The organism is Thiorhodococcus mannitoliphagus, from assembly GCF_010915725.1.
Taxonomy (GTDB): Bacteria; Pseudomonadota; Gammaproteobacteria; order Chromatiales; family Chromatiaceae; genus Thiorhodococcus; species Thiorhodococcus mannitoliphagus.
On the sequence record NZ_JAAIJR010000008.1, the window covers coordinates 37214 to 49849 of the forward strand.

Below are 12636 nucleotides of genomic sequence, written 5' to 3' on the forward strand. Positions count from 1 at the left end.
CTCAGATCAGATCGAGGGCGCGCAAGCGTGCCGCGTAACGCTGTCCGACAGCGGCGCTGCTGTTGAGCATGCGGATGGTCTCAGCGCCGCAGGCGCCGATGCGCGCTCCATAGTCGGGCTCGGCCACCAGCTTGCGCATATACCAGCTCGCTTGTTCGACATCCGCATCTGCCCAAATCTGACCATCGCCATGAGGATATTCGCCGTCCAAAACGGGCACGAGCCTGTAATCGACGACACAGGCGTTGAGTTCATTGCAGAAATCCAGATTCCCCGAGTACCCGGTCGCGATCACCGGTTTGCCGTAGTACATGGCCTCCGCGGGGCCGCGGCCAAAGCCCTCTGCGCGGTGCAGAGAGACGAAGGCGTCGCAACAGCCCATCAAGCCGCGGATCTCCGGATCGCTCAGCACTTCGTCAATGATCCAGATGCCTGGCCGACGGATCTCGTCGCGTGCGAGGAATTCCTGATAATCCTCGGGGCGGAGCTGCCCCCCATTGAGCTTGATCACAAGACCAACCTCATCGCCCGAGGTCTCTGGGAAAGCGCGCCTGAAGGCGTCGATGACGGCCCAGGGATTCTTCCGCGCGATGAAGGAGCTGAAATCGAAGAAGAACAAGAACAGAAAACAGCGCTCAGGAAGCCCGAAATACTGCCGCTCCATCTGGACGTCTTCTGGCTCCACGATCAGCGGCATGCGCACGACAGGTCGACTGGTCTTGGCCGCGACCGCCTGCTGGATGAACCGAGACGGCGCCCAGACCTCGTCGACCACATCTAAAGACGGCAGCCAAGCCTCGGGGAAGTTGCTGAGTTCCCAGGCCCAGTAACCGATATTGTATCCGCCGTCGAACAAGTCCGTCCCGAGGTGATTCCGCGCCGGGATCATTTCATCGGCATTGAGTACGCAGAGGTTCGCTCGATAACGCTGCTCGCGAGCGATACGGTCGAAATAGCGAAAGTTGGGGAATCTCGCCTGGTTCTCTTGCCCGGCGTCGAAGGTGTTGCGGATGTGAAAGGGCATCCCCTGTCCCGCGATCGCGGCGGCGGCGGTACGCACGTCTTCACCCCGCCCCGAGATCAGATAGGGATGACCGACAAGCAGGACGCCGGGCGCACGGCTCATCCACTGATCGGCGCTTCGGGGAGCGGCTTGCTCATGTGCGGTGCGGCTCGGAAGCCTGCTCACGGTCTCCGACGCCTGGGGCGCGGGAGGCCGGAATGGAGTGAAGCGACGCCAAGCCGCGCCTGCGCCCTGCTCCCGCGCAAACCGCCACACGGCGGCGAGGAGCGGTCGGAGGCCATGATGTCGTCGACGTGCATCGCCGAGGCGGCCGAGCCAGTGAGCCATAACCTTCGTCACTTCAACGCACTCCCTTCTGGACGATGACGGCATCCAAGGCGCGACGAGTCGCCTCGAGATAGCTGGAGCCGAATCGACTGTCGGGCTCCAAATGGTTCCCTTCCGCCCACTCGTTCCAAGCATTGACGAAGAGGATTCGCTCGTCCCCGAAATGCAGGTCTCGCGTCTCCTCGATCATGCGCTTCAACCACTGCTCGTAAAGGCTCGGGGACGCGTCGAGGAAGATATCGGCGGCGTCTTGCCGACGCGCGGTGTTGTCCCAAGAAGGCATGACCCCGCGAAACAGCTTTGGCGTTTCGTACTGGGCCGCCGCAAAGGCACGGGCCGTTGCCGGATAGTCGTAGAAACGCCCGCGAAAGCCAGGGTTAGACATGTTTTGAGGGGGCGAAGCCTCAACGGCATGGCCGTGAGGCGGGAACTCGACCGCCGCATCGAAGCCCCGCGCCTGTGCATGCCGCTCTTCGAAGCTCAAGACGCGCGCGAGATAGGGCTCGGGCAAACCGGCCCGGAGGCACTCCTCTCGCCAGCGGTCGGTTGTCGCCTGCGAATCGGGCAGCAGGCTGGCACGGTACAGCAGCACCAGGGGGCGGCCATTGATCCGGATATAGCGGGGATCCGCCAAGGCGGGGAAGAGCGCTCGAATGAAGGCAACATCATCCTCCGGCGAGTAGTGCTGCGTCATGAGGAGGTCCGCATCACGCCCATCCCAGCGCCTGGACCAATTCTCATTCGCCCAGCAGACGCAGAAGGGAAAGTCGGGTTCGCCGCTGGCCAGCACACCATCGAGCGGACGGTGCAGCAGACGGTGTCCGTTGAACCAGTAGTAGTAGTAGCAAAAGCCGTAGATCCCATGACGCCGCGCCAAGTCTGCCTGCCGCTGACGTATCTCGGCGAGTCTGAGATCATAAAAGCCCAGATCCGTCGGAAGGTGCGGTTGGTAATGCCCCTCAAAGGTCGGGCGTGCGCGGGTGACGTTGGTCCATTCGGTGAAGCCTTCGCCCCACCAAGCGTCGTTTTCGGGGATCGGGTGAAACTGTGGTAGATAAAAACTGATCAGTCGCACCTGATTGAGGGTTTCCAGCTCCGTGGCCCACTTCTGAACGAACTTATCGCGGTTCGCCTCGATTCTTATGAGCTTATCGCCGCTGGCTTCGGTCGTCACACTGAGGTGGTGCACGACCTCCGAGGCCGGCTGATAAAGCACCTTGCGGCCGCGACTGCGTACCTGGAAGGCAAGGTCCGCGTCTTCGAAATAGGCCGGAGCGAACCGGGTATCGAAGCCGCCGAGGCTCTCGAAGAGGGTGCGCTCGATCATGAAGCTCGCCCCCGAGCAATAGTCGACCTCGCGCAGGCGGTTATGGGCAGGCGAGGCGGGATCGCCATTGAGCCCGATCAAGTGAGCGACCCCATCGGCAGAGATGCTTACGCCCGCCTCCTGCAAATGGCCGCTCGGATACAACAGCTTGGAGCCGGTCATACCGACGGCTGCATCGGCAAAGGGTGCGACCAGATGATCGAGCCAACCCGCGCGCACCTGGGTGTCGTTGTTGAGGAACATGAGGTAGCGCCCGCGCGCGGTGGCCGCGGCCTTGTTGCATGAGCGCAAGAAGCCCAGGTTTTCGGCATTCTCGATGAGACGGATCCCGCGCACCGCGCGCAGCAGCCTCTTGGTGTCCTGGCTCGAGGCGTCATCGATGAGAATGAGCTCGAATTCCGTCTGAGGCGGATGCTGGACCAAGGACGCGAGGCATTCCAAGGTGTACTTGGGGTGATTGAAGACCGGCATGACGATGCTCACCTCGGGATCCTCCGAGGTCGGTATCACCAACGTCGATGCGCAGCGCGCCAGGTGCTCCTTGGGAATCTTGAGGATCTGCAGAGGCTGGGCAGGAAAGGGCGCTGATTGCCAGCCGTCATCGGTGCTGCGCTCGATCAGCTGCGGCAGAGACGCAGTCAGGCGCGCGACGGCAGGTGCGGCCTGCTGACGCAGGCGTTGGGGCAGCAACCGACGATAGGCCCACCTAAGGCTGTGAGGGAGCGCCATTGATGCTGCACGCGCTCCGGCGCGGACAGCGCTTACAGCGCTGCGGGCTCCGCGCAGCGGCCGCGTCACCCGCCATGAGGTCGAGCCATAGACGTCATCCAAGGTGGCAAGGGCGACATCGCGCGCGATGCTCACCTCGCCGATGACTTGCTCGTAGTGCCTTTGCCGCTCGCCAAGAAGACGCTTGAGTTCGTCGCTGACCCGCTCGCGTTCCGACAGGTGCTCGACGAGCAAGCGCCCCTCCAGCGTCTTCGCCTCGATTTGTGCCTGATGCCGCTGTCTCTCCGCCTCCTTGGCCCTTGTCCGCCAGACTTGAGCGTGTTCGCTGAACTGATCGCGCTGCGCTTCCAGCAGACGCACCTGACGCTGCATCACTTGGATACCCTGGGCGGCGCGCGCGCGCTCGATGATCGTCATGATTTCGAGAGGCGTCCAATGCCCGCGCCATTTCGCAAGAAAGCGCTCCAGCGCCTCCGCGACTTCGCTGCCCTCGGCATCGACACCGAACCCCGCGCCACTGGCGAGACGATAGATGGCGGTAATCTCGGCATGGTGTCGCATGCCGGTCAAGCGACTCACCTGGACCCAGAAGTCCCAGTCTTCGTAGACATCCAGTGCGGGGTCGAAGCGACACCCCTCCTCATAGAGCGAGCGGTGGAAGAGGACCGAGTGAATGGGGATGAAGTTCTCGACGAGGAGGCGATCCGGCTCGAAGGCCGCGTTGAAGCCGTGCGCCTCAACCCAGTCGCCCTCCGCCTCGCGCACGCAGCGCACCCCGCTGTAGACCGCCCGCTCCGGACCAGCCGACATCAAAGGCACCAGGGCCGCGAGATGCTCCGGAAGCCACCAGTCATCATCATCCAGGAAGGCGAGGTATTCGCCACGCGCGTGCTCCAAGCCCAGGTTTGCCGCATGGCTTCTGGGCAATGCGCCGTCGCCGCGAAGGAGCCGCACCGGCACATGCCCGACCCGCTCTGGACAAGACATCGGTGGCCCGGCGCTGGCTTGTACCACGATGGTCTCGATGTTGGGGTAGGTCTGAAGGGCGATCGAATTGAGCGCGTCGGCGAGTTCAGGTCGTGCCATTGAGCGAACGATGACTGACACGAGGGGGGCAGGGACCCGCAGCGACTCTGCTGCATCACTCGCTCGGGCCGCAGTCAGGAGCAGGCTCGCAGGACCGCCAGGACGCGATCGCCTCAGCGCGTCGGCCTCGAGCAGAAAGAAGGCCTCGACGGAAGGGTCGCGCGCCTCTTCACCAGAGGATGCCAGGATCGCGCGCGCTCTCGCGGCGCGGCCAAGCGTCGCTTCAGGCCCGTCCGCAGCCATTCGGCTGAGCGCTTGCGCCTTCCGCCCTTTGTGGCGGGTGATATCCAGGAGCATATTGGGCTGCAAAAGTGCATCCATTTCGAAGAAGGCCAACCGGCACGAGCGACCCGACCGCCGAAGCGCCTCTGCAACCGACAGCCCGATCCAGCGGTTCGCCGCAAGCGGTTCGGTTGGCGCGCAGCTATAGATGAGGTCGGGACCAAAGCCGTCGATTTGGTCGCCAAGCGTGGCGATCAGCGTTTCAGAGTAGCGGATCTCGCCCGGAGCCAGCCCTAGGCCAGTGGGTCGGCCATAGCCCAGCATGTCAGCGGAGACGCAAGCTTCATCTGGCGAATCAGGCATTCGGGCAGGCGTGAGCGGGGCCTCGAGAAAGATCACCGAGACCGGATCCTGTCGGCTCAGGTGCGCGAGGAGCGCACCACCGCAGCCGACCAACTCGTCACCGCACTGCCGTGCGATCACCAAGACCCGTCCCGGTCCGATGCAATCATCCAAGATTTGGGGCGCCATCGCTTTCTCGCTCGCTTATTTTTGGTTCTTCCTAGCTCATCCCGGCAGAAACGGCGGGCCAACTGCAGTCGGCTTAGAGCCTTGTCTCTGCGCCTATTCTCGCCTTTCCCCTGATCGACCTCGGGTGAGCGCACAAGGGTCTCGCCAGCACCCGCATTCCCAGTGCTGAAGGCCGGCGGGCGGCGCCTGGCTGCATCCTTGGACCTGCAAGGGATCGTCGCACGACAAGCACATCTGCGGAAGGGTCGACGCCCCATTGTACTTGGCTTGTCGACGTCCGAGGGCGCGGGATGAGACTGCGACAGGATTTCGCCTCACACCCAAGGGCGCAGCATCGCGAACAGCTCAGACTCGATTGCACGATTGCATGGCGAGACGCTGAAAACAGGACGCGACGCGCTCGGAGCCGGCGTTTCATGCCAAAGGTTCATGCGGGCTTATCGGGAAACACAGACCGCTCTAGACCCTGTCCCGCGCCGAGGCTGAACTTGGCGAAGGCGGCGTGAATGACGTAATATCCATGACAATTATCAATAACGAAGCGCGTCAGCTTGGCGGGTTGAGCCCGTCACAAGACCGCCGCGGCGAGCGCATGCGATGGGTGCCGCCACAGAGGAGGATGTCTCAATGTCGAAGCCCTCGGCTTCTTCTGGCCATATTTCACTTGCCTTGACAGCGGCCCTTCTCGTCGTCGGCGTGCTGCTCGTCTTTGGCGTCGACTTTGCCATCAAGACCACCAACACCCTCGAGTTCTGCACCTCCTGTCACACGATGCAGACCAATTACGAGGAATATCAGGACTCGCTCCACTACAAGAATACCTCCGGGGTCCAGGCAACCTGCGCGGATTGCCATGTGCCCAAACCGCTTGGCCCCAAGCTGCTGACCAAGATCATCGCGGCCAAGGACGTCTACCACGAGATCGCGGGCACCATCGACACACCCGAGAAGTTCGAGGCGCGTCGCTGGTATCTGGCGAACATGGTCTGGGATCGGATGCGCGCCAACGATTCGCGAGAGTGCCGCAGCTGCCATGAATTCGACAACATGGACCTGTCCGAGCAGAGTCGTTCGGCGCGCAGTCGCCACTCTACGGCCCGCGACAAGGACAAGACCTGCATCGATTGTCACCGCGGTGTCGTGCACTACGAGCCGGATCCGCCCGAGGACAGCGACAGCGAGGTTGCGGATGCCAACTGAGACCCCACTCCGAGCCGGCGTTGGAGAGAGGACGCTGCAAAGGCTCCATGCGCGCTCGATCGTCGCCGCACTGCTCCTGAGCGGCGCTCTGTTTCATGCGCTGGCCGCGGCCGAGGAGGACTTGGCGCGCGAGCTGAGGCTGTCCGCCATGATCGGCGATACCGAGACCATCAGCAGCCTGCTCGACCAGGGGGCGCCCATCAATGAGGGCAACCAGTTCGGCAAGACAGCGCTCATGATGGCGGTCGAGGCCGATGATCTGCCGACCGTCTCGCTGCTGCTCGATCGAGGGGCCGCTGTCAACGCCCGGACCGCCGCGGGCTGTACTGCCCTGACCTTCGCCGCCGAGGGGGGGCACACCGGCATCAGTGCCCTGTTGCTCGAACACAAGGCCTATGTGCACGATCGCACGCGCTCCGGCTGGGATGCGCTCATGATCGCCTCACGCTACGGCATCGCCGAGATGGTCCAGCAGCTCCTCGCCAGCGGGGCGGACCCCAAGGCCGCCGACCGGGACGGCCGGACCGCACTCATGCAGGCGGCCGAGAAGGGAGAGGCCGGCGTTATTGCCTTGCTCGTCGCGGGCGGGGCCGAGCTGGAGTCGCGTGATAAGGAGGGTGACACCGCGCTGCTCATCGCCGCCGATCAGGGGCATCTCGACGTCGCACAGGCGCTGGTCCATGCGGGCGCGGATCTCCACGCACGTGACCTGACGGGCGCGACGGCGCTCATCCTTGCGGCCGGTCGCGGCCACGCAGACATGGTCTCGCGCCTGCTCGCCTGGGGTGGGGATGCGAACGCACAAGACGCCCAGGGCACGACGGCGCTGATGGAGGCCGTCGCGACTGAGCACAATGCCGTGCTCCGGCCCTTGCTCGAAGGGGGAGCCTCGGCACAACTGCGCGACGGCGACAATCGGACGGCGGCGGAGATCGCGCGCGCCAAGGGCAATGCCGAGGCCGCGGACATCCTCGCGGCAACAGCCTCCGAGTAACACAGCCAGGGCTTGAGCCCCTCTCTGTTTGAGACCGAATTCCAACAGTCTTGGCAAGGTATTTGTCTGGCTGTCCATGAGGCCCCGCCAAATCGCCGCCCGTCCGCGGCGATGCCCCACGGCGACCCTGCTCTCGAGCTGACCACAGAAGCCCGAGCTGCGATGTGATCGAGATCGTCCGAGCGCGAGGCGCTGCGGGCGGGATTCGTAGAGGTGGAGCAGGTCCCACCTGATTAAGCCACTAGAGCAAGTGAAGAGGAGAGGATAAGAACGATGGCAACAAGTAGAACGACATTCACCTTCGCGATCGGGGCCCTTGCGCTCTGCCTGTCGTCGACGGTTGGCGCCGAGCCGACCGGCGAGATGCTTGCGGGTGCCTGCGCCGGTTGTCACGGTTATGGCGGAAACAGCCAGGGGCCGGCGGCCCCTTCGATCGCCGAGATGGACCCGGTCGTCTTCGTCGATGCCATGGAGGCCTTCAAGAGCGGCGATACCTATTCGACCATCATGGGTCGCATCGCTCGCGGCTATTCGACGAAAGACTTCGAGAAGATGGCGGAGGTTTTCCACAAGCAGGAGTACAAGCCTGCGGTCCAATCCTATGACAAGGCGCTCGTCGACAAGGGCGCGACGCTTCACGACAAGTACTGCGAGAAGTGCCACGCCGAAGGCGGCAAGCCGCTGAAGGATGAAGAGGACTACAACATCCTGGCCGGGCAGTGGATCCCCTATCTGCAATACGCCATGGCCGACTTCCGCGCAGATCGCAGAGAGATGGAAAAGAAGATGCGCAGAAAGCTCGAGGAGATGCTTGAACGGGAAGGCGAGGCCGGTCTCGACGCCCTCAATGCCTACTACGCCAGCCAACAATAACGAGAGTCTAGACGGAGGAGCAGAGATGGCACTGACCAGACGGCAATTCATCCAAGTTTCCGGTATCGCGGGCGCGGCCACAGCGCTCGGTTTGCCCCAGATCGCCCTCGGCGCGAACCAACGCGTCGTCATCGTCGGCGGCGGCACCGGCGGCGCCACGGCGGCGCGCTACATCAAGAAGGCGGCTCCGGACATCGACGTCACCATCATCGAGCCCAACAAGAGCTACTACACCTGCTATATGAGCAACGAGGTGTTGAGCGGTGAGCGCAAGCTCGATTCCATCAAGCACGGCTATGAGGGCCTCAAGGCGCTCGGCATCAACGTGGTGCACGACAGCGCGACCGGCATCGATGCGGACAAGAAGGTGGTCAAGACCGCCGGGGGCAAGGACTTCGGCTACGATCGCTGCGTCGTCGCGCCGGGAATCGAGCTGCTCTACGACAAGATCGAGGGGTATAGCGAAGCCGCCGCCGAGCGCCTGCCCCACGCCTGGAAGGCGGGCGAGCAGACCGCCCTGCTGCGTAAGCAGCTCGAGGCCATGAAAGACGGTGGCACCGTCGTCATCGCCGCGCCGCCGAACCCCTTCCGCTGCCCGCCCGGACCCTATGAGCGTACCAGCCAGATCGCGCATTACCTGAAGACCCACAAGCCCAAGTCGAAGGTGATCATCCTCGACAGCAAGCAGAAGTTCTCTAAGCAAGGCCTCTTCACCCAGGGCTGGGAGCGGCGCTACGGCTTCGGTACGGACAACGCCATAATCGAGTGGCATCCAGGTCCGGATGCCGCCGTGGTCAAGGTGGATGCCGACAAGACCGTCGCCGAGACGAGCTTCGGGGACAAGATCGAGGCGGATGTGCTCAATGTCATCCCGCCCCAGCGCGCTGGAAAGATCGCTCAGGTCGCCGGGCTGGCGGACGATTCCGGCTGGTGCCCTGTCGACAAGAAGACCTTCGAGTCGAGCATCCACAAAGGCATCCATGTCATCGGCGACGCCTGCATCGCGACCACGATGCCCAAGTCAGGTTACTCCGCCAACAGCCAAGGCAAGGTGGTGGCCGCTGCCATCATCGCCATGCTCAACGGTGAGGAGCCGGGAACGCCCTCCTATATCAACACCTGCTACTCCATCATCGCGCCGGATTACGGGATCTCCGTCGCCGCCGTCTATCGGCTGAGCGAAGATGGCTCCGAGATCGCATCGGTGCCGGACTCGGGTGGTCTGACGCCCATGGATGCGCCGGATTGGGCACTCGCCCGTGAAGTCGCCTATGCGTACAGCTGGTATAACAACATCGTGCATGACATCTTCGGATAAGCGCGAGAGCCTTGACCCCTGCCGGGGGTAACTGACCGAGGGGCCACGCTGTGGCCCCTTTTTCATTTGGTCTCCATTTGCGTAGCAGGCACGCGCACGAGCGCGGTCCGCCGATTCCCGGATAGGCAGCGGCGGGCGTCTACCGCGGCGTTGCCGTCATCTCGACGATGCGTGCCGCGATGGCATCGAGCGATGCCTCGGCGTAATCGCGCCAATGGGCGCGCACGAAGGCGTGGAAGTAGAGATAGCGGAGATACTGCTGGGTGAGTTCGGTATCAGGCGGGCCGCTGAGTGCGGCGCGAAGCCGCTCGACCAGCTCGCTCCGGTCGCGGACCGGATGGACCAGTCCCTCGCGGACGTAGAAATTGTCGCCCAGGGTGACGACCGGCTTGCCATAGATCATGCCCTCGATGCCGACGGTCGAATTGATGGTGACCACGCAGGCGGCGCGCTCCAGGATGGTCCGCACATCGCCGCCGCCAATCCAAAGGATGTCCGGAAGGCGTCGAACAACGGGGTCATAGTCGGACTTGCCGAGGTCCGCCGGGTGCAGCTTGACGACCAGCTTGAGCTGGGGGTCGATCTCCTGCACGGCCGCATAGAGATCCGCGATGGCCTCGTCCAGCCGATTGCCGTAGAGGGGTGAGTGGATGGTGAGCTGGCTGTCGCTGCGGACCTGGAGCGGGAAAAAGACGAAGCGCTCCGGGAGCGGCGGGATCTCGCGCGGGATGAGCCGGTTGCCGTCCAGCGATGGCTCGCGCTCATGCAAGTCCTCCCAAGCCTGGACGAGATAGGCGAGCGGCGAGGGGCGGACTCGGCCGCCGCGCGGCGGCATGCGCTTGGGCGCCTTGCCCGCTCGGTAGTCGTCCAGCAGGCGATCCAGCGCTTGGCTTTGGGCATCGTTGTACGAGCGTGCGCGGATTTCGTCGAGGCTGACGTCACGCCCGATGCCCGAGAAGGCGTTGACCCCTCGGGGATCGAGCTGGAGCGTGCCCGGCAGATAGCCGTTCTCGCCGAAGATCAGTGGGATGTTCCGCGCCCGCGCGAGCTGCTCCGTGATGACCGCGGCTAGACCCGAGCCGTTCCACAGAAAGACGCCGGCAGGCTCGATCTCATTCAGGAAGGCGTCCAGGGCGCCGACCAGCCAGCAGAACTCGGCTGCCGTCTGGGCGACCAGTGTCTTGTCGGACGCCTTGCGTAGCCTGGCGATGAGCCCGTCCTGATCGAGTTCGATGTGGCTCGGCCAGTGCGTCGCCTTGCCGGTCCGGTGTTGCGGATGCATCGGCCGGCCGAGCCGCCGCAAGAGGCTGCGGCTCTTCACCCGCAGCGCGAAATAGGCCGGTCTGTAGCCCGCCGGCAGTCGGGCGCCGACGGCGGCGAGATATTGCGTCAGGTTCGGGCCTGGGTCGATGAAGGCGATGACCTTTGTGCTCATAGGGATTCCGCCCTGGAGCCGGCCAGGCTCATGGCCAGCAGCCAGCAGGTGAGTAGAACGAAGTAGCCGGCGGTGATGCGCATGAGCAGGATGGAGTCCGTGAGAGAGAACTGCATGTAGGCCAAGATGGTGAGGATGCCCGCGTAGCCGATTCCCCGAAGCTCTGGGTCGTGCCGGGCGAGCGCGGTGCGGGCGAAGACGCCGAGCGGCACCAGATAGAGGAGCAGCAGTGATCCCAATCCGACCAGCCCGCGTGTGGCCAGGGTATGGATGTAGTCGTTGTGGGCGTGGGTATGACCTTCGCCCTGGTTGAAGGCGACGATCGCCTGCGAGATCAGCCCCCGATCGGCGACCTCCTTGAAATGGCTATTGAGCTGACCGACGCCGATGCCGAGCCAGGGGTGCGCCTGGTAGGCCATCCAGGCGCCGCGCCACATCTCGAAACGTTCGCCGAGCGAGTTGCCCGGTTGAACGCCGTCGCCATTGGCGTAGTCCGCCAGCTCTGAGACGGCCATGGCGAAGCGGTCGCGAATCTGATCGGACTGCACCAGCGCAATTCCGGCGACCAAGAAGAGTGCCGCGAGCCCCGCGAACAATTGACGCCGTTGCGCGGGATATTGCTGCATCAGGTAGAGGGCGATGACCAGGATGCCCGTCGGGAAGAAGAGCCAGGCGCTGCGCGTTCCAGAGGCGAAGCTGGCGTAGCTCCCGCCGAGCGCCGCGAGCAGAAAGAGGACGGAGAGTATGCGGCGCCTTGGGTAGTAGACGCAGGCCGCGAGCCCGCTGAGGACCGCCGCGAGTGTGGCAATGTCGCCAAAGGGGATCTGCTTCCTCTTGCTCCCGCCGGCGCGGTAGCTCATGCCTGTGGTCTGCTCGAAGGCCGGCCCCAGGGTTTGGACCTCCCAAAAGGCATAGAGCCCCGAGAGCAGTGCAGCGGCCGCGACCGCGCTCCAAAGCCAAAGCGGTCGGATTCGAGCGGCGACGAGGAAGGGGATCAGCAAAGCCCCAGCCAGGAAGTAGCTGAAGTGCTCCAGCCGGTTCAAGGCGTCGGTATTGAAGCCAGCCATGCCCGCCGCGAGGACCGCAATCAGGGCGTACGCCAGAAAGATCGCACTCAGCAGCGAGCCGGTGCGACCCCTTTCCAGCGGCTGCCCGCGGCGCCAACGCAGATAGAGCCAGATCAGACTCAGCAGCATCAGTGCATGCAGGGTTGGGCCATGCACCTCGTAGTAGGCGACATTGATGGTCGCCGTGCTGACGGCCAGGAATGCTGGGGCGAGCGTCAGTATGATCCGCTCGGCGTCGAGTCGGGACAGCAGCTTGCGGAGTGGCGCCAGGATATTCACGGCAAAGTCTGTGAGAGGTCTCATCGAGTCAAGCCGATTGGGCAGGGTTCGGGCCGACAGGCCCGGCCGAGCATGGTCCTCGAAGGGATGCGGAGCCGGATGCTACCATGCTGGGCTTCTGGAATTCCCAGGGGCAGGGGCTCCTCGGGCGCTGGCGCGCGGCTCGAACTGGCTGCGCGGCGCCGAGAAGCTCGGTGATCCTGGGCGCCGACCCTGCCTAGGAC

At 63.9% G+C, this 12636-nt stretch carries 8 protein-coding genes; 4 read left to right on the forward strand and 4 right to left on the reverse strand.

Features of this window, described 5'->3' with window-relative positions; all coding sequences use genetic code 11:
• Window position 1: 1 nt before the first annotated feature.
• Window positions 2-1126, reverse strand: coding sequence for a glycosyltransferase (locus G3480_RS03395; protein ID WP_240905556.1), 1125 nt, complete (start codon window positions 1124-1126; stop codon window positions 2-4).
• A 238-nt stretch (window positions 1127-1364) separates the two neighbouring features.
• Window positions 1365-5246 carry a glycoside hydrolase family 99-like domain-containing protein gene (locus G3480_RS03400; RefSeq protein ID WP_164652267.1) on the reverse strand — a complete coding sequence of 1294 codons (3882 nt, stop codon included), beginning with the start codon at window positions 5244-5246 and terminating at the stop codon, window positions 1365-1367.
• Between the two features lie 627 nt (window positions 5247-5873).
• Between G3480_RS03400 and G3480_RS03405 the strand changes: the two genes are divergently transcribed.
• The 4 genes from G3480_RS03405 to G3480_RS03420 all read left to right on the forward strand — a co-directional run bounded on the left by G3480_RS03405 (window position 5874) and on the right by G3480_RS03420 (window position 9631).
• Entirely contained in the window at window positions 5874-6446 is a 573-nt protein-coding gene (locus tag G3480_RS03405) for a NapC/NirT family cytochrome c (RefSeq protein ID WP_164652268.1), read from the forward strand.
• The gene (locus G3480_RS03410; RefSeq protein ID WP_164652269.1) at window positions 6436-7440 is read left to right on the forward strand and encodes an ankyrin repeat domain-containing protein; all 1005 of its coding nucleotides are present in this window, start codon (window positions 6436-6438) and stop codon (window positions 7438-7440) included. Before G3480_RS03405 ends, G3480_RS03410 begins: the two co-directional genes overlap by 11 nt.
• 273 nt (window positions 7441-7713) lie before the next feature.
• On the forward strand, window positions 7714-8313 hold the full coding sequence (locus G3480_RS03415; RefSeq protein ID WP_164652270.1) for a c-type cytochrome: 600 nt from the start codon (window positions 7714-7716) through the stop codon (window positions 8311-8313).
• Window positions 8314-8338: 25 nt separating this feature from the next.
• The gene (locus tag G3480_RS03420) at window positions 8339-9631 is read left to right on the forward strand and encodes an NAD(P)/FAD-dependent oxidoreductase (RefSeq protein ID WP_164652271.1); all 1293 of its coding nucleotides are present in this window, start codon (window positions 8339-8341) and stop codon (window positions 9629-9631) included.
• Between the two features lie 139 nt (window positions 9632-9770).
• On the opposite strand, the gene G3480_RS03425 is transcribed toward G3480_RS03420, so the two are convergent.
• Together G3480_RS03425 and G3480_RS03430 are read right to left on the reverse strand one after the other, a co-directional pair.
• A complete protein-coding gene (locus G3480_RS03425; protein ID WP_164652272.1) occupies window positions 9771-11066 on the reverse strand; it encodes a capsular polysaccharide export protein, LipB/KpsS family in 1296 nt (431 codons plus the stop codon).
• Window positions 11063-12436, reverse strand: a complete 1374-nt coding sequence (locus G3480_RS03430) for an O-antigen ligase family protein (RefSeq protein ID WP_240905557.1) — start codon at window positions 12434-12436, stop codon at window positions 11063-11065. The genes G3480_RS03425 and G3480_RS03430 overlap by 4 nt, the downstream gene beginning before the upstream one ends.
• Window positions 12437-12636 lie beyond the last annotated feature (200 nt).